The following is a 26,071-nucleotide window of genomic DNA, read 5'->3' as shown; positions in this document are numbered from 1 at the left end:
AACACTTAAAATTAAGAATAAACAAATGAAACATCTTAGCAGATTTTTAGTTGCTTCGCTTCTGATCATGGTAATCGGATCGGTGAATGCACAAGACAAAAATAACCCTTGGGCAATTAGTGTCGGTGCCAATGCTATTGACACTTATCCTGTTGGTGACCGTGCTCGTCAAGCTGGAACAAATCTTGAACTTAGAGGAGGCGTATTTGAAGAATTTTATAATGTAAATGATCACTGGAACATCCTTCCTTCTGTTTCTTATATTAACATTTCTAGATATGTTGGAGACGGATTTGTAGTTGGAGTAACTGGAACATTAAATAGAATTGACAAATTAGGTGACGCTAGCCCTGTAAACGAATTACAACATTATGCTGTAGATGGAGCTGTTTCATATAGTCTTAAAGAAGTTGTAGGAAGTACTTGGTTTGATCCATATGTATCTGTTGGAGCTGGTTATACTTGGTTAGATAGTCAAGTAACAGGAGGAACTCCTGGATTTGGAACTGCTAACGGAGGTGCTGGAGTACGTTTCTGGTTATCTGAAAACTTTAATGTAGGTCTTCAGTCTTTATACAAGCATGTATTTGAAGAAGAATCAGGACCTAAGCACTTTCAACATTCTGCTTCTTTAGGATTCTCTTTTGGAGGTAAAGATACAGATGGTGATGGTATATATGACAAAGATGATGCTTGTCCAGAAGTTGCTGGTATTCCTGAATTTGACGGATGTCCTGACTCTGACGGAGATGGTATCCAAGATTCTAAAGATGCTTGTCCTACTGTAGCTGGTTCAGCTGAATTTGAAGGATGTCCTGATACTGACGGTGACGGAATTCCTGATCCTAAGGATGCTTGTCCTACTGTAGCAGGAGTTGCTGCTTTAGGTGGATGTCCAGATGCTGATAGCGATGGAATTAAAGATGCTGACGATGGTTGTCCAAACGAAGCTGGTCCACGTGCTAACAACGGATGTCCTTACCAAGATAAAGATGGTGATAGCGTATTAGATAAAGATGATGAGTGTCCAGACGTTGCAGGTACTGTAGCAAACAATGGATGTCCTGAAGTATCTGTAGAAGTTCTTAACGAGCTTAACGTACAGTTCAAATCAGTTCTTTTTGATTACAACGCTGCTAGTATTCGTGCAGAATCTAATGCTACTTTAGATAACGTTGCTAAAATCATGAATGAATATCCTAAGACTCGTTTCTTAATTGAAGGACATACTGACGATAGAGGACGTGATGCTTATAACCTAAATCTTTCTAACGAAAGAGCTGCTTCAGTAAGAAATTACTTAACTAGCCATGGAATTGCTGCTTCTCGTTTAGAGTCTAAAGGTTTTGGTGAAGCTAGACCAATCGCTTCTAACAAAACTGCTGCAGGTCGTCAAGAAAACAGACGTGTAGAGCTTTCTATTATCAAATAATTAGAAAACAAAATATACATATTGAAAAAGCCTTGCTCACGCAAGGCTTTTTTATTTTCTATAAATTGCTTCAAAGTTCTTAAAGAAGTACCTATTTTAGATATATGCAATCATTTATAGAAGATATCATTACTAAATGTATAGAAGAGTTAGATGACATCTCTTCTGTAGCTTTTATTGTTCCTAGTAGACGAGCTGGAAGCTTTCTTCGTAATCGCATTGCACTACACCTAGAAAAATCTATTTTCTCTCCTGAAATATATAGTATTGAAGAGTTTATAGAATACCTCTCTGGCTTAAAACAAGCCTCTCAAACTGATCAAGTATTTGCATTATATCAAGCCTATTTAAAAATAACACCTCCAGAAGAAAAAGAATCTTTTTCAGTATTTTATGGTTGGGCACAAACTATTTTAAGTGACTTTAATGAGATAGATCGTTATCTTGTAGATCACACTTCATTTTTCGATTATTTAAGTGCTATACAAGATCTAAATCATTGGTCTAAAGAAAAAGACACCACTACTCTTATAAAAAACTATTTAAAATTTTGGAAACTCCTTCCTGAATACTATACTCATTTCACCTCCATACTCCTTGATGCTAATACAGCACATCAGGGACTTATCTACAGAAAAGCAGCAGAAGATATTGAGTATTATATTAATAACAACGAACATAAAAGACATGTATTCTTAGGCTTTAATGCATTAAACACTTCGGAACAACATCTTATCCAAGCTTTATTAGCGACTGGAAATAGTAAGATATACTGGGATGCAGAAGCTCATTTTATGAACAACAAAGCTCATGAAGCTTCTCTTTTTATGAGAGAACATATAAAAAACTGGCCTTATTTTAAATCAAATCCTTTTGAGACAATTCACACCCATTATAATGAACAAAAGGAAATTACTATTACCGAAGTTACACAAGGCTTACAACTCGCAAAATATATTGGGAATCACCTTGCCACATATTCAAAAGAAAAATTAAATGAAACAGTATTAGTATTAGGAGATGAGTCTCTTTTACTTCCTATCATTAATGCACTTCCTAAAAATATCAAGAATATTAATGTCACCATGGGTATTCCATTAAGGCAAACTCCTTTGGCTTCTCTAGTTGAACATTTTTTTACGCTTAAAAAAGAATACAATAAAAAAGGTTTTTACTATAAAAATGTAATTACACTATTACAACAACCTATTATACATAAACTCCTTTTAGATCAGTCAGAACTAATTATTACAGCTATTCAGCAATCGAATATTATTTATGTAAATACTAGTGATCTTGAAGAAATGCTACATACAGAAAAACTTCCAGAAGCTATTTTAATACTATTCGATCTTTGGGAAGACACTCCTGCAAAGGCAATTAAAAACTGTCTTGAGCTTATACAAATACTTAAAAACACTTTAGACCCAGCTGAAGACGCACTTAATTTAGAGTACTTATTTGGTTTTTATAAAACGTTCAATAAGCTATCTACACTTAACAACACACATACATACATAGAAGATATCCCTACGTTTATACGATTTTATAGGGATACCATTTCTTCTGAAACGATAGATCTTCAAGGAGATCCACATCAAGGACTTCAAATCATGGGAATGCTAGAATCTAGATTATTAGATTTTAAAAATGTCATTATTACTTCTATAAACGAAGGGATTTTACCTGCTGGAAAAAGTAGTAATTCTTACATTCCATACGATCTAAAATACGCACATAAACTACCTACATATCAAGAAAAAGATGCTGTTTATGCATATCATTTTTATCGCTTACTACATAGATCTGAAGCTATTCATTTAGTCTATACTTCGGCGACTGAAGGTGTTGGTACTACAGAAAAAAGTCGCTTTATACTCCAATTAGAACTAGAAGGAATTCATCCTATACAGCATGAAGTAGCTACTCCTCCAGTAACAATGACTACTGTACCCACACAAAGCATTACAAAAACAGATGCTGTTATTGAAAGGCTTAGGGGATTATTTGCGTCTGGTTTATCTCCATCGGCATTAGGGACTTATTTACGTAATCCTCTAGACTTCTATTACAAATATGTATTAGGCATCAAAGAATTGGAGGAAGTAGAAGAGATTGTGGCTGCTAATACGATGGGAACCATCATTCATAATGCTCTCGAATTTTTATATAAACCTTATGTAAATGCCTTACTCACTGTAGCGCATATTGATACCATGCTTTCTAAAATAACTCCTGTTATTAAGGCTCAATTTGACCTTATTTTTAAAAGCATGAACCTGTCTAAAGGAAAGAACTTAATTATATATGAGGTCATACAGCGCTATCTAGTAAACTTTCTAGCCTTTGAAAAGCAGTCTATTCAAAAAGGAGATGAGATACGTATTATTCAATTAGAACAACAATTACAGACTCCTTTACAACAATCTCAGCTACCTTTTACTACTGTCTTAAAAGGAACTGCAGATCGTATTGAAATACGAAATGGTGAAGTTCGTATTATAGATTATAAATCTGGTAGTGTCGAACCCAAAGATCTTACTATAAAAGAATGGCAAGATCTGCTAGCTCCAGAAGGTAAATATGAAAAAGCATTTCAGATATTATTATATACCTATATGCTTTATAAATCTGGCAATATTTCCTTTCCTGCAAAGGCAGGAATTATCTCTTTTAAAAGGCTTAAAAACGGTTTTATGCCGTTTAAATTCGGAAAAGACAATCTTATTACAGAAGAGACTTTACTAGAATTTGAAAAAGTATTGACACAATTGATTACTGAGATTGGAAGTGAAGAGTGTGTTTTTGAGGAGTATACAGTTAAATGATACGTATTTAAAGTTACTCATCTTAAAAATCATATTATTCTTAATCATTTGTAAAGAAGATGGGATTAACTTCGTTAGGTCCATAAACACCGCTCCTGCAAACAGGGGATTTTAGCCTTTGGCTTTTATTTTCTCTAAACACCAAATCTTAGATTCGTTTTTCGTGAAAACAAAAATTCAAACTTCCGTGTGGATTTCCTAAGTGATGTGGAGAAGATGGGACTCGAACCCACGACCTCTTGACTGCCAGTCAAGCGCTCTAGCCAGCTGAGCTACATCCCCAAAATACAAAAAGGTGATTGAGTGATTTCTGAAAGAAATTGTATCGAAATTACCTTTATGCTATTAATCTTCCTGTACGCGTAAAATAAGTAGTGGTTTTGTCGTATAAAAATCTTTCTTTAACACAACATTTGCTTCCCATAGTTTCTTAAAGAATCCACGCTTTCTACGTACCACACAGATCATATCTGGTTCAATAGATTGGTAATGCTCTAACACCCCTTGATAGGTTGTTGCATTTTTTGTTTGTAAATAAGAAGCACTTATTTTCTTAAGCTTTCCACTTATTTCTAGCATCTCTGGAGTACTCTCAGCAGTTTCAACATGCAGAAGATGTACTGTACTTTCAAAATGCTTTTGCATCTTATAAAGAGGTTCCAATAATTTTTTCTTAGAAAATCTTCCGTTTTTAAATGCCATCAATATTTTTTCTGGTGTTTTAAAAACTTCATTTTCTGGAATAACAAGCACAGGAATATTGGTCTCCTTTACCAGTTTTCCAGAAGTTTTACCAAGATATACCTCATCTCTTTGAGAGTTACTACGCGGAGAAAGCACCATTAAATCTACAGGCACGTGTTTATTAAAACGTGTTACCCCTTCTAAGATGTCGCCTTTGATGGGGTGTGCAATAACAGATACGTCTTTTTTATCTACCGTACTAAGCACTTGAGTAATTCGATTTTCAGATTCTTCTTTAAGTAAGGTATTTACTTTAGACATACCACCTACTCTAGAAAATTCCTGAAATACAGAAATCACATATACATTGGCATCAATCTTTTGTGCTAGATCAATCGCATATTGTAAGGTAGTAATGGCACCATTTGACGAACCTATAGGAACTAGTATATTTTTCATAGAATAAGGCTTATTTTAGCTATATATAAAGCAAAAATACTTCATATCTGTGATTGAACACGCAAAAATTTCGGAAATCACTGAAATTCTATCGCTTACTAAGGCTTGTGCTGCCTTTATGATCTCTAAAGGAATTTATCAATGGAACGAGCATTACCCTTCAAAAGAAGCTTTTGAAAAGGATATAGAACGCAATGAACTCTATGTTTTAAAATTAGAAAATAAGATTGTGGGTACCATTGTGATCTCTACCTATATGGACGATGAATACACAGAAGTTGATTGGCTTTCACCAAATAAAAACAATATATATATTCATAGGCTAGCTGTACATCCATCATTTCAAAAGCAAGGATATGCTGTTCAATTAATGGAGTATGCAGAAGCTTTCGCGAAAGCTAATAAATTCACCTCCGTACGCTTAGACACCTTTAGCCAGAACGCTAGAAATCAAAAGTTTTATGAACAAAGAGGATATAAACGTCTTGGGAATATTTATTTTCCGAAACAAAGTAAATATCCCTTTTATTGTTATGAACTCCTTTTAAAATAGACTTACTAAAAAATCTAAACTCTTTAAAACGAAACCTATCAGCATAACTACTAAAATAGATATTTCATTTAAACGTATTCAGCAACTAGCAATTCCTGCTATTATTGCTGGGATTGCAGAGCCTGTACTATCAAGTACTGATGCTGCGGTGGTTGGAAACATGGAATTGTATAGTACAGAGTCGCTTGCTGCTGTAGGTATTGTAGGAGCGTTTTTATCTGCACTTATCTGGGTTTTAGGACAAACTCGAAGTGCCATCTCTGCGGTTATTTCTCAAAATCTAGGAGCTGGAAAGTTAGACGACATTAAAGTCTTACCCGCACAGGCTGTGTATTTTAATATCATCTTAAGCTTTGTTGTTTTAGGAGCAACTTATTTTCTTGCTGAAGAAATATTTATCCTATTTAAAGCCAAAGGAATGATATTGGATTTGAGCTTAGAATACTACACAATCAGAGTATGGGGGTTCCCACTCACCTTATTTACTTTTGCTCTTTTTGGAATTTTTAGAGGTTTGCAAAATACATTTTGGCCTATGATTGTAGCCATGTCTGGAGCAGGTATTAATATAGGACTCGACTTTGCACTTGTATATGGTATTGAAGATATTATAATGCCTATGGGTATTAAAGGTGCCGCCTGGGCAAGTCTTATATCGCAGCTATTTATGGCAATTATGGCACTTATTTTTGTACTCATAAAAACAGATGTTTCGTTGCGTTTACGTTTTCCGCTGCATAAAGAGATTGATAGACTTGTTGGAATGAGTCTTAATTTATTTGTGCGTTCATTATCTTTAAATATCGCCATTATAATTGCAGTAAAAGAAGCCACTGAATTAGGAAAAGAAACGATTGCTGCACATACTATTGCTGCTAATATCTGGTTATTCACCGCATTTTTTATTGATGGTTATGGTGCCGCTGGCAATGTATTAGGAGGAAGGCTACTAGGCGCAAAAAGCTATAAAGATCTTTGGACATTAACAAAACGACTCAATCTATACAATCTAGTGGTTGCAGGCTTATTAATGATTGCAGCATTTATATTTTATGAATCCTCAGGTCTTTTATTTAGTAAAGACGAAAGTGTACTTCAAATTTTTTATACAGTCTTTTTTATTGTAATTCTCATGCAACCTCTTAATTCTATTACATTTACACTAGACGCCATCTTTAAAGGTTTAGGAGAAACTGCTTATTTACGCAACACCCTACTTGGTGCTACTTTTTTAGGATTTGTTCCTATGATATACCTTAGTAAATATATGGAATGGGGTCTTACAGGAATCTGGATTGCTTTTGGAGTATGGATGTTTATTAGAACTGGCGCTCTAATCATTAAATATCATAACACATATTATAAACTAGCCAAAAGAAGCTAAATAACTATTCGTTTGCAGCTTTATCAAGTTCGTTAATCATTGGTTTTCCTAGATATACAACATTACATCCTTCAAAAGATTTTGATTCTGTATCTTCTATACGAGAACTTATAATATCAATATACCCATCTTTCTCTTTAATAAATAGAGGTATCATTTCCTTTTCCTGTAATAATACTTCCGTTACAGATGTAAACTCTTCTTGAGAATTTACAGGCACTTCCTGAATAGTTGGATATTTTCTAGCGACTTCTATAAGATTAATATAATCGTCTGTTGTAGAAAAAAGACCTTCTTTAGGAATATTATTTGGATCGTCCATTTCTCTTTTTGAGATAAGTCTAAAAGCCCCATTCTCACCAAACTGTTTTCTAAATCGGTTTATTGCGTAGTTATTAACTTCACTACTCCCTGTAAGTGACATTAAATATCCTATGTGACTAAGCTCTACATTATCTGTAACATCATCAGAATATATGTTAGCTTCAATAGCATCTAATTCTGCTTCTTTTGCCATACGAACGTTTGCACCATTACTATCTAAAAGTACTACATGTCTATCATTTTTTTGTAAGTATTTAGCAATTAATCGCGATACTTCTGAAGCTCCTACAATCAGGATTCCATCAGATTTTTTAAGAAAAACACCTATTAATTTGGCAAAGATCCGTGCGGTAGTTGCATTTAACAATACCGTTCCTAATACAATCATAAAAACCAAAGGTGTAATAAACTTTGCATCTGGCACTTCATCTACTCCTTCTAACAATAAAAGCTTGGAACCAAACAGAGAAGCAATACCAGCAGCTACGATCCCTCGCGGGCCTACCCAACTTATAAAAACACGCTCATTCATTTTGAGATCTGACCCATGCGTACTTAAAAATACTCCTAATGGTCTTACAACAAAAACTACTACAAGAAATAGCGCTACAGTTTCCCACCTATATAATAATTCTAAATCCTCAATATTAATATTTGCAGATAGAAGTATAAAAAGAATAGAAATCAACAATACACTCAACGACTCTTTAAAGTACAGCAATTCTTTAAGATTCGGAAGGTTAATATTTCCTAATACCATTCCCATTACTACCACAGCAAGTAACCCTGACTCGTGAGCAAAAGTATCAGACATTACAAAAACACCTAATACGGCAGAGAGTGTAGCAACATTCAGTAGATAATGCGGTATCAAATGTTTTTTTGTTGCAAATGCTAGTGCGTGTGCAAAAGAAAATCCAAAGGTGGTTCCAAAAAGTACAATACTACCAAACTCTTTAAATGCGGTAATCGTAAATTCTCCACCACCTCCTGCAGAAATAAATTCATATACTAATACAGCAACTAATGCACCTATAGGGTCAATTAATATTCCTTCCCATTTTAATACAGAAGACACATCTTTTTTAAGTGGAATATTTCTAAGAATAGGTGAAATCACTGTAGGTCCTGTTACGATAATAAGTCCAGAAAACAAGAATGAAACCTTGAGGCTTAAGCCAAAAATAAAATAGGCAGCAACGCCTGCTCCTATAAAAGTAACAAGACTCCCTATTGTAATTAATTTTGTGATTACAGGGCCTATATTACGAAGCTCAGACCGTTTAAGCGTAAGTCCGCCTTCAAAGAGAATAATACTTATGGCTAATGACACAAAATAATAAAGACTTTCTCCAGGGAAAAACCCTTCTACTCCATTCCATACGGGTTCTATCCATTTTGTACCATCATCAGAAAATAATGTAGAAAAAGGCCCGACTAAAAGACCTATCAATATAAGTGGAAGAATTGCAGGTAGTTTTAATCTCCAAGCTACCCACTGCGCAATAATTCCTAGAATAATGATTCCTGCTAACTCTAACATATATCCTTTTTATTTTAATTTAAAACTACTTCACAAATAAGGAATATACAATTCTTTGTTAAAAAGGCATTGAGAAATCTTTGTAAAAATGCCTTTTTCGTTATTTTGCAAAGATTTTAGATATAAGAAGGGGGGTGATTTTATACGCTTTCGCGAAAGCGTATACATCAAAATACCCGTTATAACTACTTTCTTCCAAAATATACGAATAGATCTTATGAAAATATATCCCATAGAAGCTGGTAATTTTAAACTAGATGGTGGCGCTATGTTTGGCGTAGTTCCTAAAACATTATGGACACGCACCAATCCAGCCGATGCCCATAATATGATTGATATTGCTGCCCGCTGTATGCTTATAGAGGATGGAGATCGCCTTATTCTGATAGATACAGGAATGGGAGATAAACAGTCTGAAAAGTTTTATAGTTATTATCACTTATGGGGAGATTATACTATAGATGCTTCTTTAGCCAAATATGGTTTTCATCGAGATGACATCACTGATGTGTTTATGACACATCTTCACTTTGACCATTGTGGAGGCTCCGTACAATGGAATAAAGATAGAACAGGATATGAGCCAGCTTTTAAAAATGCTACATTCTGGAGTAATGAAGATCACTGGAAATGGGCAACACAACCCAACCGAAGAGAGCGTGCTTCTTTCTTAAAAGAAAATATTCTTCCGATGGAAGAAAGCGGTCAATTAAAATTCATTTCAAGATCAGGAAATACATTTCAGGAATCTTCCGAGCTTGGGTTTGGTATCTTTTTTGCAGATGGCCATACAGACAAACAAATGATCCCTCATATTACCTATCAAGATAAAACCATAGTGTTTATGGCAGATTTGTTGCCTACAGCTGGTCATTTACCATTGCCCTTTGTGATGGGATATGATACACGACCATTAATAACACTAGATGAAAAAGAGCTATTTTTAAGCACTGCTGCAGATAAAGGATATTATTTGTGGTTAGAACATGATGCTCATAATCCAATCATTACCGTACAGCATACAGAAAAAGGTATACGCCTTAAAGATACCTTCTCTCTAAACGAAATTCTTTAAATTTATTACCTATTAAAATGCATACTATTTATAAAAAAATCACACTTATTATTACGATTGCTTCTTTTACAATAGGATGTGATACCCCAGCTCCATTGGTGCGTGTTGTAGAAGCAAATATAGATAGCAACCCTTTAAAAATCACTCCCCTTTCAGAAGCTCAAGAAAAGTCATGGGGTGCTAAAGACCTGATACATGACACCATACCCGGTATGAGTGTTGAAAAGACATATGCAGAAGTGCTTCCTGGAAAATCAGGTGTACAAACCATTGTTGCTGTTATTGATAGTGGGATAGATATTAATCACGAAGATCTTAAAAATGCCATTTGGACAAACCCTAAAGAAATTGCAGGTAATGGTAAAGATGATGACAATAATGGATATGTAGATGATATTCACGGATGGAATTTTTTAGGCAATACTGAAACAGAGCAATTAGAACTTGCTAGGATTATAGATCGTTATGACGATGAATTTCAAGGAAAAACAATCTCTCAAGTCCCAGCAAATAAGAGAACTGCTTTTAATACTTATCAAAAAGCAAGAGCTGAGCGCAATAAGAAGTATTCAGAATTACAGTACTTTAAACAAGATCGTACTCAAATACTTAAGGATCTAAAAACACCACATGAGGTGATCTCAAAAAAATTAGGAAAAGAAGATTATAGTCTTAAAGAGTTACGTGCTATACAGAGCCCTAATGAACAAACACAAAATTATATTGCATTTTTATCACAGATTTTTCAGTATGAAGATACCGTTGCAGCTTTTATAAAAAATATAGAGGGTGACTTAGAACAGATAGAAGGTCAATTAAACAATTATGGATTAGGGGTTAATTACAGAAGTGTCGTAGGTGATAATCCTTATGATATTACTGATACTTCATATGGTGATAATAATGTAACTGGGCCCAAAGTTGAAGGTGCATCTCATGGTACACACGTAGGTGGTATTATTGCAGCACAGCGAAATAATGGTATTGGTATGAATGGTGTTGCAAACAATAATATCAAACTAATGGTATTGCGTGCTGTTCCCGATGGAGATGAGTATGATAAAGATATTGCATTGGCAATACGTTATGCAGTAGATAATGGCGCCAAAGTAATTAATACTTCTTTTGGAAAGTATTATGCACAATATCCTGAATGGGTATACGAAGCGATAGAGTATGCAGCAAAAAAAGATGTTCTTATTGTAAATGCAGCAGGAAATGAAGGTCTTAATCTTGACGATGCTTCTAATAGAGTGTATCCTAATGATCAGTTAGACAATACTACAGAAATGAGTGACACTTTTATGACTATTGGTGCTTTAGATGACACTTATGGTAGTCAAATGGTTGCTTCTTTTTCTAATTATGGGAAATCTAATGTTGATATATTTGCTCCTGGCGAACATATCTGGTCAACCACTCCAAATAACAACTATGAGTTTAAAGGAGGGACTTCTATGGCCGCACCCAATGTTGCAGGTATCGCAGCGATGTTACGTAGTTATTATCCTAAACTCAAAGCAAGTAGAATAAAACAAATTATTATAAATAGTGGTTTAGCCGCAACTACATCTGTTATTGTAGCTGGCGACCCTACAAAGAGAGCTCGATTTAATGAACTTTCTAAATCAGGCAAAATAGCTAATATGTACAACGCCTTTAAATTAGCAGAACTAAATAAATAATTACTGATGATCAAACCTATCCTAAAATGCATTCTTTTTGTGGGCATATGTGCCTTTTTTATATCAAATAGTACTGCACAAAATACATCGTATTGGCAACAGCATGTTGATTACAAAATGGAAATTGACATGAATGTAAACAACTATCAGTATGATGGTAAACAAGAACTTACATATACCAACAATTCTCCTGATACGTTAACACAGGTATTTTACCACTTATACTTCAATGCGTTTCAACCTGGAAGTGAGATGGATATACGATCACGTACTATCGCCGATCCAGATTCTCGCGTAGGAGATAGGATAAGCAAATTAGCTCCTGATGAAATAGGATTTATGAAAGTAAATAGCCTTCGTCAAGATGGAAAAAATATATCTTATACAGTAGCAGGAACCATACTAGAAGTAACCTTAGCTAAACCTATTCTACCAGGTGAAAAAACTACGTTTGATATGGATTTTACAGGACAAGTCCCTGTTCAAATACGTCGTAGTGGTCGTAATAATAAAGAAGGTGTTGCCTTATCTATGACACAATGGTATCCAAAACTTGCCGAGTATGATTTTGAAGGATGGCATGCAGATCCGTACATTGGACGTGAATTTCATGGAGTATGGGGAGATTTTGATGTAAAGATTACTATAGATGCAGATTTTACATTAGGAGGTACTGGTTATGTTCAAAATGGAAATAAAGTAGGACATGGCTATCAAGATAAAGGAGCCTCTGCTACTCCTAAATCAAAAAAAGGAAAATATACGTGGCACTTTGTAGCACCTAACGTACACGATTTCACATGGGCTGCAGATCCAAATTATAGACATGATACTATTATTGGTGAAAATGGAGTAGAATTACATTTCTTATACAAGAATAATCCTGAAATCATAGAAAACTGGAAAAAACTACAGTCTAAAACCGCTGCTATTCTTTCATATCTTAATAAGCATGTAGGTAAGTATCCATACAAACAATACTCTGTAATACAAGGAGGCGATGGCGGTATGGAGTATGCGATGTGTACACTAATTACTGGAGAACGTAGTTTTGGAAGCCTTGTAGGGGTAACGGCACATGAATTTGCACACACATGGTTTCAATTTTTGTTAGCTACCAACGAGGCAAAACACGAATGGATGGATGAAGGATTTACCTCTTATATTTCTGCAAAAGCAATGAATGAAGTGATGGAGCAAAATAAAGAAAACCCCGTTTCTGGATCTTATGGTGGATATTATAGATTGGTAGAAAGTGGATATGAACAACCACAATCAACTCATGCAGATCGTTATAATAGAAACTTTGCTTATGGAGTTGCAGCCTATAGCAAAGGCGCTATTTTTCTATCACAACTAGGCTACATTATTGGAGAAGAAAATCTGGCAAAAACTTTAAAAAGATATTTTAATGACTTTGCATTTAAACACCCTACTCCAAATGATATTAAGCGTACCGCAGAAAAAGTATCTGGCATACAATTAGATTGGTATCTTACTGACTGGACGCAGACTACAAACACCATAGATTACGCAATTACAGAGGTTGTTGAAGAGGGTAATAAAACAAAGATTACGCTTTCGCGAAAAGGTGAGATGCCTATGCCTATAGATCTACAGGTAACCACGAATAAAGGAGAAACAACATATTATGTCCCTTTACGAATGATGCGTGGAGAAAAGCCAAATACTACTAATTATACACAATTAGAAGACTGGCCTTGGACAAACCCTACCTATACATTTACTATTGATATTCCTATGTCAAAAATAAAGTCTATGATCATTGACCCAAGTACATTAATGGCAGATGTAAATAGAGAAAATAATGATTGGAAAAAATAACTTCCTTCTATTTAAAACAAAAAACCCGCTTAAAAGCGGGTTTTTTGTTGTGTTTCCTTTTTTTTTTATCTCTTAATAAATCGTGTAGTAACACGTTCATTATTCTGAGTTATTGCACGTATAAAATAAACTCCATTCGTATACTCGCTTACATTTATTGTACCTTGAGAAAGATTATCTATAGCACCTTTGTCAAGAATTCTCCCTGTGTAATCTATAATTTCATATCCAGCAATACTATTGGTTCCTGAAGTTCTGAAGTTTAACACATCGGTTGTGGGGTTAGGAAATACACGTAGTATATTCTCCGTACTGTTTTCAGTAAAATCATCTATAGAAAGTACCGTAGCTTCTGTGTCAAACATACCATTACCATGTGTCCCTATAAGCAATCTATTATCTGATGGACGATATACAAGACCACTTACAATTGCCATTCCTATTTGATCACTAGCCTCCAAAGACCAATCTGTATTTGTAGGATCTGGACTGCTAAATAATCCTCTCGCAGTACCTACATAATAACCTGGCTGACCATTTACTTCTGTAATCGCAGCAGAACGAATAGAATGCGCTGATAAGTTACGTTCAACTACTTCCCATGTTGGATTATCACTCGTCGCATTTGTAGTTAAGAAAATATTTGTAATATTATAATTTCCATAAACAGCTAGTGCGATATCTGGATTTGTAGGATGAATTGCAAAACCCGTTACCACAGTTCCGTTTGTGGTAGAAGCTCCTGGAGGTGTTATATCAATTGCTTCAGATAAATCTGCTGCATTTTGAGGGTCATTAAGCTTAAAAACACCACCACTTTGTCCTCCAATTAACAAATAACTCGTAGCAGGGTTATACGCTCCTCTAGTCGTAGCAAATTGCCTTAAATTTTGATTAATTGCTAGATTCCCCATGTCTTCCCATGTAGTAGGGATTACACCTGCAGCATTAGTCGTTCTAAACATTCTTGTTCCATCTGCATAATACAATGCATCTGTATTATCAGGATCCAAATAAAAATAGGTTACAAAAATACTACTATCTGCACCTGTTGGAGTAATATCTCTAGGATTAGGAAGGTTTGTAATAATTTGTCCACCTTGTGATCCTAAATATAGTTGTACATCATTATCTGCTCCTCTTCTTGCAATGCCTACCGACACTCCGTCACCACCAAAAAGACTAAACATATCTGAATTATTAGGAGGCGTAGGTACGGTTGGAACAAATATCCCTGCAACACCAGCGGCATCTGTACCTCCTATTGTAGTTGCATTATCTTGAGCACCTCCTAATACAATATTCGAACCTTCTACTTGATCAAGTGCCACGTGATAGTATTGATACGTTTGATAATCATTATTAAGGTTCTCCCATCCGATGACAGTAGCATTTATATTATCAGTTCTATGCACACCTCCATCTGTACCTGTAAAAAATACATCTGTATTATTTGGATCAAAAACAAGGCTATGAACATCAGGGTGATGCGTATCTCCTCCTCCTTGATTATATAAATTTGTACTAGCTCCATTGTAACCTCCTATAATTCCAAACTCATCATCGGTTTCAATATTTTCAATACGATATGCACTTGTTCCAGCAATAATGACAAAGTTTTCATCATCTGGTTTTACAGTTACATCTAGGTCGTATCCTCCTTGAACAGCAAAAGGATCTACACCTCGAATAGGTCCTCCTGGTAAATCTGGTAATTTAGAAGAAAAATCTGTCCACGTATCACTACTTGCATCATAACGCCATAAATCTGCTTCTATATTTCCTACGCCACTATCTGCACCGTTTGTATATAAAGCATATAATAAGTTTTCATTAGAAGGCACTGTACTTAAAACAATACGTCCAGAAGAAGCGTTTGCATTCCAACCTGTAGGCGTTCCATTTTCAGCGATACGTACCCAAGTTCCATTTCCAGTTTCAGAAGTATATACTCCGTTATTATTCGATCCTGATGTTCCTCGTAAAGTGGCATAAACCCTACCGCTACTATCTATGACTACATCTGTAAATCCTCCATTATTTCCTGGCTCTTGTAATTCTATAGTAAGTGTTGCTCCATCATATCTATATATTCTTCCAAAGTTTGCTATAAATAAATCTCCATTCAACGGACTTACTGCTAATGCATGATTAAAGTCAAAGAAAGAATCAAAATTTTCGAAACTAGAATCTGTTTCTGGTATTTGCTCCCAGTTTAAACCTCCATCTTCAGACCTCCAAATTCCTTGTCCTAAAAACTGACCTGCTCCAATTGCTGCTGAATTTCCGAAAAATTCTCCTGTTGCATAATACCAGATATTTTGAAAACCATCTCTGGGATCTTGAGCAATCGCAGTTACATTATGTATTTCACTATTTGGCGACACTTTAGACCAACTCTGCCCTCCATCTGTAGTTCTAAAAACACCACCACTTACAGCACCTGCAAGCATTGTATTACTTGTAGGGTCACTTAAATCTATAGCTAATGTTCTTGTACGACCTCCGAGATTTGAAGGTCCTCTATTGGTATATACGTTTTGAGAAGTTCTAGAAATATCCTGATTACGCAACTGCGTTATAGACGTTTGAAACTCTAATTCCTTTTGATCTCTCGGAATGATTCCTGTTTGCGGATCTCTTTGAAACTGTAATTCATATTCTAAACGCTCCTGAGCAAATTGATGTTTTTTTGCTATGGGTGTTTTTCCCTTTTTAGAAAGTTCAGAAGTAATTTGTGAAGTTGTTTCAGATACTGCTTCATTTGTGCCTTTATTTACTAGGAAATAAGATAGTACTCCTGCAGAAAGAAGCGCCAAAGCATAGGTAATTTTTTTCATTTTCAATAACAATTTTAAAATTCTTAGTATGTAGGGATTGACTAGGAAATCCTTCAGTCGTTATTTACTAGGATTCATTTCATGCATTCTCCGTTTTAGGAAATACTTTTTTATTAAAAACAAGAAGCATTCCAACACCTGTACTTATTGCCATATCTGCTATATTAAAAATGGCATTAAAAAAAGTAAATGTTTTTCCTCCTAAAAATGGAATCCATGAAGGAAATGTAGCATCTTTTATAAATGGGAAGTAGAGCATATCTACTACTTTTCCATATAAAGGAGATTCGTACCCTCCTCCGCCAGGAAGAAAACTTGCTATATTCCCATTATCACTAGACTCAAAAAACACTCCGTACAATAACGAGTCTATAATATTACCTACAGCGCCAGCAAATATTAAAGACACTGATATTATGAGGAGTTTTGGCGCGTTTTCTTTTACAGATTTATACAACCAATATCCTATTAATGGTGCAATGATTAAGCGAAACAATGAAAGTGCAATTTTACCATATTCCCCAGGTAATTTTGTACCCCAAGCAGCTCCTTCATTTTCAACAAAATAAATTTGAAACCAGTCCAGCCCAAAGACCTGAATGGATTCATTTAAGTGAAAATGTGTTTTTATATAAATCTTGGTGCATTGATCTACAAGAAGTATTAAAAACACTATAAGCCCTGCTTTTTTAAGTGACATACAATTTATTTAGGATGGTAAAAATACATCTTTTTACTGTGAATTTATAACTGTTATATCACCATCAATACTCTGTAAGCGCACTATTTTGATTCCAGTCATCCCTTTAGGTATAACGATAGTTCCGTTGCGAGATTGTGCTTGTATCGTTGCTTTTTTTGTTTCTAGCTCAATATTTCCAGATATTGTGTTAATATATACGCTTTCGCGAAAGCGTATACCAGATAAATAGCAGCCTCCACTGCCTAAATTAGCACGTATCTTATTGTAATTTCCTTGCGCCTCTACACTTGCCAATGTGGAGTAAATGTCAATGGTGAATCCTTCAGGAAGGGTAATTTCTAACACAATAGATAAAATTTTATGTGCCGATAACTTGTCATTAAAAGGAATAAAATCAGGTGTACGACCTGTTGTGACTTTTAAAACACCATCTACAATTTCGGTATGAAGTAAAGTGCTTTCATAGGTTTCTCCATCTATCTGAGTATAAATAGCTATTTTATCTGTCTGAGAAGTAGTAAGTTTAATTTTAAAGATAGCATCACTCTCAATATATAATGAGTGCGTATCGCTTACATCATATTCTTTAAATAGCTTTTTTTGCGCACATAGACTTTTCGGAAATGTGACAAGTAGTAGACAAAAGAAGAAGAAAAAATAGTTCATAAAAAAGCGCCCCTAAGGGCGCTATTATAGTGTTAACTCTGCATATTTTTTGCTTCAATACTAAGCGTTGCATGCGGTACTAGCTTTAATCTTTCTGGATTAATAAGTTTCTTTGTTACACGACAAATACCATATGTTTTGTTATTAATACGGGTTATCGCATTTTTAAGATCCCTAATAAATTTTTCTTGTCTAATAGCCAATGCGCTATTTGCTTCTTTACTCATGGTAGCACTTCCTTCTTCAAAAGATTTAAACTGTGGAGAAGTATCATCTGTACCATTAGTCCCATCATTTAGATATGCGCTTTTAATAAGATCTAAATCACGTTGCGCCTTATCTATTTTTTCTTGAATAATTACGCGAAACTCTTCTAATTCAGCATCGCTATACCTTTGTCCTTTTGTTGTATCTGCCATACGTACTTATTTTGATATGGTTAAATATGTTGTTATATTATCAAAGCTTATTTCAAGCCCATCTGTTACTTTTTCTACTATTTCAAGAGAATCTGCTAGTGTTTCTGTTTTTATATACGCCGCATTATCTTTTACAGTTTGCTCAATAAGCGATTCTTTCTGTAATACGATATGAATACGATCTGTCACTTCATAGCCAGAATCTTTACGTAAATTCTGAATACGATTCACCAATTCTCGTGCCACACCTTCTTTACGAAGCTCTTCTGTGATAGTAATATCTAGTGCTACAGTCATTCCATTCTGACTTGCCACTAACCAACCATCTATATCTTGAGAAGAAATTTCTACATCACCCGATTCTAATGTAGTCATTTTTCCATTAATTTCTATCTCTATTTTGCCGTCACGCTCAACTTTTGCAATTTCATCAGCTCCAAAATCTCGTATAGCACTAGCTATCAGTTTCATATCTTTTCCAAATCGAGGGCCTAAAACTTTAAAATTAGGCTTAATTTGTTTAACTAAAATACCAGAATCATCACTTATAAGCTCAATTTCTTTAACATTTACCTCCGATTTTATAAGATCTGCAACTGCTAAAATTTCTTCTTTATCAGTTTCAGATAATACAGGAATCATAATACGCTGTAATGGTTGACGTACTTTAATTTTCTCTTTAGCACGAAGTGATAACACTAATGAACTGGCTGTTTGAGCCTTTTCCATCTTGTGCTCTAACGCGCTATCTACGTAATTAGTATCACTTTTTGGAAAATGTGACAGATGTATACTATCAAATTTTTCTTTTCCTGTGATTGCATTCAAATCTTTATACAGTCTTTCCATAAAAAATGGCGCTACAGGTGCTGCAAGTTTTGCTACTTCAATAAGACATGTATACAGTGTTTGATAAGCACTTATTTTATCTGTACCATAAGATCCCTTCCAAAATCTTCTACGACTTAGTCGTACAAACCAATTAGATAAATTTTCTTGTACAAACGTATCTATAGCCCTTGTGGCTTTTGTAGGTTCATACTCTGCATAAAATACATCTACTTTTGCAATAAGCGTATGTAATTCTGAAAGTACCCAACGGTCTATTTCTGGGCGATCAGTGAGTGGTATTTCTGCTTCTGCGTAGGTAAAGTTATCAAGGTTTGCATACAATGCAAAGAAGCCATAGGTATTATATAATGTTCCAAAGAACTTACGCTTTACTTCCTCTATTCCCGGAGAAAATTCTTCAAAATCTTCACCTTTATCTACATCAGGTTTTTCCCAAGAAAATTTTAAATTATCCCAAGGGTTTGCATTACTTATCATGTACCAACGCGTTGCATCGGGACCATATTTTGAAAGTGTTGTAAATGGGTCTACAGCATTTCCAAGACGTTTAGACATCTTTTGTCCATTCTTATCAAGAACAAGGCCATTTGATACTACATTTTTATAAGCTACATCGTCAAAAATCATGGTAGATATAGCTAATAGTGTATAAAACCATCCTCTGGTTTGATCAACACCTTCTGCTATAAAATCTGCTTTACGCCATGTTTCTTCTACCAATTCTTTATTTTCAAATGGATAATGCCATTGCGCATATGGCATAGATCCTGAATCAAACCAAACATCAATAAGATCGCTCTCACGATTCATTGCTTGTCCAGAAGGAGATACTAATACAATACGATCTACAACATTCTTATGAAGATCAACCAACTCATAATTGGCCTCACTCATATCGTCGACAACAAATCCTTCAAAAGGATCGTTTTGCATCACTCCAGCATCAATCGCTTTTTTGATTTCCTCCTTAAGTTCTTTTACGGAACCTATGATCATCTCTTCTTTCCCATCTTCAGTACGCCAAATAGGAAGTGGTATTCCCCAAAAACGACTACGAGATAAGTTCCAGTCATTGGCATTGGCTAGCCAATTTCCAAAACGCCCTTCTCCCGTAGATTTTGGTTTCCAGTTGATACCGAGATTAAGCTCGTGCATTCGATCTTTAAAATCATTTACTCTAATAAACCAGGAATCTAATGGGTAATATAAAACAGGTTTGTCTGTACGCCAACAGTGTGGGTAACTGTGAACATATTTTTCTACCTTAAAGGCTTTATTCTCTTCTTTCAAACGGATAGCCAGTTCTACATCCATAGATTTTTCTGGAGCTTCACCGTCTGTATAATATTCATTTTTGATATACTTATTTCCAAATTCCTTCATTTCAGGACGGAATCTTCCTTGTAAATCTACAAGTGGAACTAAATTATCATTTTCATCTTTGATTAATAACGGCGGAACTTCTGGAGATGCTTGTTTTGCAACCATAGCATCATCGGCTCCAAAAGTAGGTGCTGTATGTACAATACCAGTACCGTCTTCGGTTGTTACAAAGTCTCCTGCAATGACTCTAAAAGCATCTTGAGGATTGTCATGTGGTTGTACAAAATCAAATAATTGCTCGTATCGTAATTCTAAAAGATCTGTTCCTTTAAATTCGCGAGTTACGGCATAAGGTATCTTTTTATCGCCTGCTTTATAGGTTTCTAAATCCGCTTTCGCGAAAGCGGTATCACCTCCCACTTCATAGAATTTACCAGAAAACTGCTTCCCAACGAGTGCTTTTGCTAAAATAACTTTAACAGGCTCAAACGTATATTGATTATACGTCTCAACAAGTACATACGCTATCTTCTTCCCTACAGTCAATGCTGTATTTGAAGGAAGGGTCCAAGGAGTAGTCGTCCAAGCCAAGAAATAGGTTTGTCCATCGGCTAATTCTTTTGCCAGTGAATTGTCTCCTTCGTAAGTTATTTTAAATTGCGCAACAACAGTGGTGTCAGTAACATCTCTATAACAGCCTGGTTGATTCAGTTCATTGGCACTCAAACCTGTTCCTGCTTTAGGAGAATAAGGTTGAATAGAGTACCCCTTGTATAATAGGTTTTTATTATAGACTTGTTTAAGTAACCACCAAACAGTCTCCATATATTTAGACTTATAGGTGATATAAGGGTCTTCTGTGTCTACCCAGTATCCCATTTTTTCGGTAAGGTCATTCCAGATGTCTGTGTAACGCATCACCGCTTTTTTACAAGCTTCGTTATACTCCTCTACAGTAATTTTCTTACCGATATCTTCTTTGGTAATCCCAAGTTCTTTCTCTACACCGAGCTCTACGGGAAGACCATGTGTATCCCATCCTGCTTTACGTTTTACTTGAAAACCTTTCATGGTTTTATACCTTGGAAAGATATCTTTGATAGCACGTGCTAGTACGTGGTGTACTCCCGGCAATCCATTGGCAGATGGTGGTCCTTCAAAAAAGACATAAGGGGTTGCTCCTTCACGCGTAGTGACACTCTTTTCAAACACGTTATTTTCTTTCCAAAAAGCAAGAACCTCATCGGCTACTTTTGGAAGGTTTAATCCTTTATATTCAGTGAACTTAGCGCTCATGGTAATTTCTTTTTAATAAGGGTGCGAAATTACGGAATTTGAAGGAGAAATAATATACCGAATGAAGTTAAGAATACTAATAGTAAATAGTGACATATTCTTTTAAAAAACAAATCCTCTTTGAATTGAAATTCAAAGAGGATTTGTAGCGCCCAAGAGATGCTATTTTAGAATAGAAAGATTTATTACTTATAACCTTGTAAAGCCTTTTTAAAGCCTTGTATTGTTTCTATTGATCTTGTGGGTGGTACCATAAATGCATCATCATCAAATGCAATCGTTCCTGAACGACCGTTCCATTCCCAGACGCCTTGTACTCCAAAAGAAACATAACAACCAATTGCTGGATTTGCGCCCGTAAGATCAACATTAAAAAGACCTACTGTTTCTCCGTTAGCATCACTTACCATGGTGCTTACACCTATAGAGTAAGAAGCATTTGTATCTCCAATAGCAAGTGTTTGGCCTTGAGCCCAAAATTCATTTCCAGATAGCGGATTATTTGGGTCTCCAAATCTGGCAAAGATGGGCGTAAATGTCTGAACAGAACCTACAAAACAACTCCAATCAAAAGGTTCCATCGTCATATCTGTAAACATAGCTCCCGTAGGTCCTACTGTACACGTTTGCGTTAGGATAGGTAATCCAATAATAGGATCTAAGGTACCGTCAGTCATTAAATCCCATGTACCAGCAAATGTAGCATCATCAGTATCTACATAAGTCCCTAGAGCAACATCGGCTCTTTGATCACTGCGGTCTTTAACTGTTTCAATGTATCCCTCTTTTCCGTCTATTACAACAGCTGTAGCAATTGGGTTGTTATAGTCAGATACATCATAGACAAAAGAACCTCTTTCGCCAACAAATGTTATTTCAGAAAATGAATTTTTAGATAATGCTCTTCCCATATTGCCAAAAAAGGATAATTTATCATCGGTATTTGTAACGACAATTGCATTATACTTCCCATCATTTTCAAGGTTTATCCAAATTTTACCATGTATTTCAGTATCTGAAGAGACAATAATACCATGATACATTCCTTTAGCATTCGTGTTAAATCGAGATTGAGGCGTAAGGGTTACTGGATTAATAGCTCCTTTATATTCACCATTTATAGCTGTAGATGCTTGTTGGGCAATGATAGCTTCTGTAGTAATATCAACATTTGTAATTATAGTTTCTGAATCTATTTCATCATTACTACAAGAAAAGCATATTGCCAACACAAAAATTCCTAAAATTAATTTTTTCATATTCAATGGTTATGTTTAGAGTTATGTATAAATGTAACCATTGAGTATTAGTTTAACACTTATCTAGCATCTTTTCGCTATCACCCAAAACAAATACGACTACCGTAAGTAAACCTTCATTAGGTTGAAAGTTTTTTCTTACCAATATTAGTATATTATATAAAAAAACCTCCATAACAGTACTGTTATGGAGGTGTTATATTTTAGAACGTTTTATTTCTAGTTGTTTGCTCTAAGCATTTGCTTAAATGCCTCGTAATTAGCATTTTCTGAATGTCTCATTTCAACATCAAACGGATCATCAAACGTAGAAATTCCTGTACGCCCATTCCAAGTCCAGATTCCTTTTTGTCCGTCTACAGATGTACACACAGATGCAGGTGGATCTGCAAAATCATTATTATGGAATCCATGATCTGCAAATGTTGGTCCATTAATATCTACTAATCCACTACTTTGTCCTAACCAATAGTTTAAGGTTGCATTCCCTAACAGGAATGATTGATCTTGTGCCCAAAATTCGTTACGCCCATTTGGTGTTGTCATTGGGTCTTCGTGTAAGAATATAGGTGCTATACCATTAGTATCGAAAAAACAATTATAATCAAATGTTTCAAAATCTGTATCTGAATACACATTACCATTATTTGTAACTGTAATCACTACTTCTGTTAATAATGGAAAGTTAAATGCATCTGGGTTTGGTGTTCCATCAGTAATTAAATCCCAAGTTCCTGAAATAATATTCATAGGATCGTCATTTGTTGTAAAGGATCCTAATATAGCAGCAGCACGTTGTCCTGCTCTATCTTTTACAGAAGCAATATGTCCATCTTTCGAATCTATAATTACATTGGTAGCAATTGGGTTATCTATATTACTCACATCATAATCAAAAGAACCTCTGTCTCCAACAAAAGAAAGTTGAGTAGCACTTATACCAAATTGTTTTGCTGAAAATCTAAACCTATCTCCTTCGTTTGTAACAACAGTAGCATTATAATGACCATCATTATTTACATTTACCCATATTTTACCATGAATTTCTGTATCTAATGTCACAATAACTCCATGATATAGGCCATCACTAGTATCATTAAACCTGCTATCTGGCTCAGCCGTTTCTGGATTAAAATCTATTTGCTCAATAGCAACTTCAAAATCTGTAGTAGCATCATTACTAGTGATAGTTTCTTCATCACTACAAGAACCTAAAAGGCCAGCGGCAAAGACACTTAAAAGTAGGATTTGTTTTTTCATATTATACATAGTTATTTATTTCAAAAAATCTCACGTAAATATAGAATTAATGAGTCTTTTTTTTATTTAAAAAGATCATCTATCTATTTTTTAACAATCAAGTGCTTTTTAACCGATAAATATGCTTTTCAAAGACTTTTTAAATTAGATTACGTAAGAATTATACATCAAACATAAGGAAAAATTACGTTTTTACCGTAAAGAGCTTAAGGTTTTTTGCTATTCAATTATACCTTAAGCTTCTTAAAACTAACAATTAGTCATAAAAAAATGTTGCTTTTTGGTTGTATGTACCTATTAAAAATGCAAAAAAGAGGAACCAAATGTTTCCTCTTTTTTGCATATAATAGTGATTATTTGATACGTTCTTTTTCTAAACGTGTTTCCCTACTTCAAATCCATGTTTTCCTAAATATTGATTTCCGCTTTCAATAGCATCTCCTTCTAGTGTTGTTCCCATAGAATCATTCCAACGATTCAGGTATCCAAATAAAGAAATCACTCCTAACATTTCTACAATTTCTCCTTCATCCCAATATTTGTATAATTCTTCTTTAATTTTTGCATCTACAGCATTGGGTACTTGGCTTGCTGCGAGTGAAAAATCTAATGCAGCTCTTTCTGCATCAGAAAATGCTGAATGTGTTCTGTATTCCCAAATATTATCTAATTGTTCTTGTTCAGCACCATAACGTTCTGCTGCTCGTATCGCATGTGCCTGACAATAACGACATCCTGTTGCATTACTCGAAACCCATGCAATCATACGTTTTAAAGCAGAAGTGACATTTCCTTGATTTGCCATCACTGCTTTATTAAGATTTATAAAAGCACGAGAAATATCAGGACGACGCTGCATGGTAAGTACAGAATTGGGACAAAATCCTAATGTTTCATTAAAAAATTCAGCAAGTTCTCTGGTTGTTTCATCATGCTCTGGATTCAATGGTGTTACTAATGGCATAGTTTTTTTTATTAGATGTGACTATACATCAAATGTATATATCACGGTGTTATCGTTTTGTTTTTGCTTTCGCGAAAGCGTATAGTTAAATATAACTTGTTTATAAGGATTTTCATATATCATAAAAGCAGTATTTTTACGCTATATTTTATAATACACAACTATTTTTTTTCGCGAAAGCAAGATAGGCATTTCCCTATCATTTTTGTACTTTCAATTATTCAAAAAATCATAAAGCATATGGCATCACATACAGTTACTACCGTTTATAAAAAAGGAATGCAATTTGAAACTGATAGCCCAACGGGTTATAAAACACTTATAGATACATCTCCAGAAAATGGAGGTGCTAATGACGGCATGGGTCCAAAAGCACTTATGTTATCATCATTAGCAGGTTGTACTGGTCTTGATATTGTTTTTGTATTAAATAAAATGCGTGTTGCCGTTCCAGAATTTAAGATGGAAGTAAAAGGAGAACTTACTGAAGAGCACCCAAAATATTACCACAAAGTTTGGTTGGATTATCACTTTTATGGAGAGGACCTTGATGAAGCCAAAATTCAAAAAGCAGTAGACCTTTCTGAAAGCACTTATTGTGGTGTTATGGAAATGTTTAGAAGATTTGCTACATTAGAGGTTGGTGTACACTTTCACAAAAGTGACGCCTAACTAAC

18 protein-coding genes and 1 tRNA gene are annotated in these 26,071 nt (G+C 34.9%); 8 read left to right on the top strand and 11 right to left on the bottom strand.

Annotation, left to right across the window (positions count from 1 at the left end; translation table 11 throughout):
- The first annotated feature begins 25 nt into the window (after positions 1–25).
- Together Q1A01_RS10680 and Q1A01_RS10675 are read left to right on the top strand one after the other, a co-directional pair.
- On the top strand, positions 26–1,432 hold the full coding sequence (locus tag Q1A01_RS10680) for an OmpA family protein (RefSeq protein ID WP_299680150.1): 1,407 nt from the start codon (positions 26–28) through the stop codon (positions 1,430–1,432).
- Positions 1,433–1,536: 104 nt separating this feature from the next.
- A complete protein-coding gene (locus Q1A01_RS10675) occupies positions 1,537–4,260 on the top strand; it encodes a PD-(D/E)XK nuclease family protein (protein WP_299680147.1) in 2,724 nt (907 codons plus the stop codon).
- A 208-nt stretch (positions 4,261–4,468) separates the two neighbouring features.
- Here the strand turns inward: Q1A01_RS10675 and Q1A01_RS10670 are convergent.
- A tRNA-Ala gene (locus tag Q1A01_RS10670) sits at positions 4,469–4,542 on the bottom strand.
- A 63-nt stretch (positions 4,543–4,605) separates the two neighbouring features.
- The gene (locus Q1A01_RS10665) at positions 4,606–5,403 is read right to left on the bottom strand and encodes a universal stress protein (RefSeq protein ID WP_299680144.1); all 798 of its coding nucleotides are present in this window, start codon (positions 5,401–5,403) and stop codon (positions 4,606–4,608) included.
- Positions 5,404–5,452: 49 nt separating this feature from the next.
- Here Q1A01_RS10665 and Q1A01_RS10660 point away from each other — a divergent pair, with 49 nt between their 5' ends.
- Both Q1A01_RS10660 and Q1A01_RS10655 read left to right on the top strand, forming a co-directional pair.
- Entirely contained in the window at positions 5,453–5,956 is a 504-nt protein-coding gene (locus Q1A01_RS10660; RefSeq protein WP_299680141.1) for a GNAT family N-acetyltransferase, read from the top strand.
- A 43-nt stretch (positions 5,957–5,999) separates the two neighbouring features.
- Positions 6,000–7,340 (top strand): MATE family efflux transporter, encoded by a 1,341-nt coding sequence (locus Q1A01_RS10655; protein ID WP_299680334.1) that lies wholly within the window; start codon positions 6,000–6,002, stop codon positions 7,338–7,340.
- A gap of 4 nt (positions 7,341–7,344) precedes the next feature.
- Here the strand turns inward: Q1A01_RS10655 and Q1A01_RS10650 are convergent, their stop codons facing one another.
- A complete protein-coding gene (locus tag Q1A01_RS10650; RefSeq protein WP_299680138.1) occupies positions 7,345–9,207 on the bottom strand; it encodes a sodium:proton antiporter in 1,863 nt (620 codons plus the stop codon).
- 217 nt (positions 9,208–9,424) lie between these two features.
- Here Q1A01_RS10650 and Q1A01_RS10645 point away from each other — a divergent pair, with 217 nt between their 5' ends.
- From Q1A01_RS10645 to Q1A01_RS10635, 3 genes are read left to right on the top strand one after another with little or no spacing between them, the layout of a single operon-like run.
- On the top strand, positions 9,425–10,282 hold the full coding sequence (locus tag Q1A01_RS10645) for an MBL fold metallo-hydrolase (RefSeq protein WP_299680135.1): 858 nt from the start codon (positions 9,425–9,427) through the stop codon (positions 10,280–10,282).
- A gap of 17 nt (positions 10,283–10,299) precedes the next feature.
- Positions 10,300–11,967, top strand: a complete 1,668-nt coding sequence (locus Q1A01_RS10640) for a S8 family peptidase (RefSeq protein WP_299680133.1) — start codon at positions 10,300–10,302, stop codon at positions 11,965–11,967.
- A 6-nt stretch (positions 11,968–11,973) separates the two neighbouring features.
- Complete coding sequence (locus Q1A01_RS10635; RefSeq protein ID WP_299680131.1) at positions 11,974–13,812, top strand: M1 family metallopeptidase; 1,839 nt, start codon at positions 11,974–11,976, stop codon at positions 13,810–13,812.
- Positions 13,813–13,877: 65 nt separating this feature from the next.
- Here the strand turns inward: Q1A01_RS10635 and Q1A01_RS10630 are convergent, their stop codons facing one another.
- The 8 genes from Q1A01_RS10630 to Q1A01_RS10595 all read right to left on the bottom strand — a co-directional run bounded on the left by Q1A01_RS10630 (position 13,878) and on the right by Q1A01_RS10595 (position 25,394).
- A complete protein-coding gene (locus Q1A01_RS10630) occupies positions 13,878–16,652 on the bottom strand; it encodes a T9SS type A sorting domain-containing protein (protein ID WP_299680129.1) in 2,775 nt (924 codons plus the stop codon).
- Between the two features lie 79 nt (positions 16,653–16,731).
- Positions 16,732–17,352, bottom strand: coding sequence for a lipoprotein signal peptidase (locus Q1A01_RS10625; protein WP_299680126.1), 621 nt, complete (start codon positions 17,350–17,352; stop codon positions 16,732–16,734).
- Positions 17,353–17,385: 33 nt separating this feature from the next.
- On the bottom strand, positions 17,386–18,021 hold the full coding sequence (locus tag Q1A01_RS10620) for a hypothetical protein (RefSeq protein WP_299680123.1): 636 nt from the start codon (positions 18,019–18,021) through the stop codon (positions 17,386–17,388).
- Between the two features lie 32 nt (positions 18,022–18,053).
- Positions 18,054–18,440 carry a TraR/DksA C4-type zinc finger protein gene (locus tag Q1A01_RS10615; RefSeq protein WP_299680120.1) on the bottom strand — a complete coding sequence of 129 codons (387 nt, stop codon included), beginning with the start codon at positions 18,438–18,440 and terminating at the stop codon, positions 18,054–18,056.
- Between the two features lie 6 nt (positions 18,441–18,446).
- Positions 18,447–21,911 carry an isoleucine--tRNA ligase gene (gene ileS / locus Q1A01_RS10610; RefSeq protein ID WP_299680116.1) on the bottom strand — a complete coding sequence of 1,155 codons (3,465 nt, stop codon included), beginning with the start codon at positions 21,909–21,911 and terminating at the stop codon, positions 18,447–18,449.
- Positions 21,912–22,096: 185 nt separating this feature from the next.
- The gene (locus Q1A01_RS10605) at positions 22,097–23,170 is read right to left on the bottom strand and encodes a hypothetical protein (protein WP_299680113.1); all 1,074 of its coding nucleotides are present in this window, start codon (positions 23,168–23,170) and stop codon (positions 22,097–22,099) included.
- A gap of 219 nt (positions 23,171–23,389) precedes the next feature.
- On the bottom strand, positions 23,390–24,430 hold the full coding sequence (locus tag Q1A01_RS10600; protein ID WP_299680111.1) for a hypothetical protein: 1,041 nt from the start codon (positions 24,428–24,430) through the stop codon (positions 23,390–23,392).
- Between the two features lie 373 nt (positions 24,431–24,803).
- A complete protein-coding gene (locus Q1A01_RS10595; protein WP_299680108.1) occupies positions 24,804–25,394 on the bottom strand; it encodes a carboxymuconolactone decarboxylase family protein in 591 nt (196 codons plus the stop codon).
- Between the two features lie 240 nt (positions 25,395–25,634).
- Between Q1A01_RS10595 and Q1A01_RS10590 the strand changes: the two genes are divergently transcribed.
- The gene (locus Q1A01_RS10590) at positions 25,635–26,066 is read left to right on the top strand and encodes an OsmC family protein (RefSeq protein WP_299680105.1); all 432 of its coding nucleotides are present in this window, start codon (positions 25,635–25,637) and stop codon (positions 26,064–26,066) included.
- Positions 26,067–26,071 lie beyond the last annotated feature (5 nt).

Source organism: uncultured Dokdonia sp., assembly GCF_947492815.1.
In the GTDB taxonomy this organism is placed as follows: Bacteria; Bacteroidota; Bacteroidia; order Flavobacteriales; family Flavobacteriaceae; genus Dokdonia.
The sequence above is the reverse complement of the archived record's forward strand: the minus strand, read 5'-3'. Positions and strand labels throughout refer to the sequence as shown.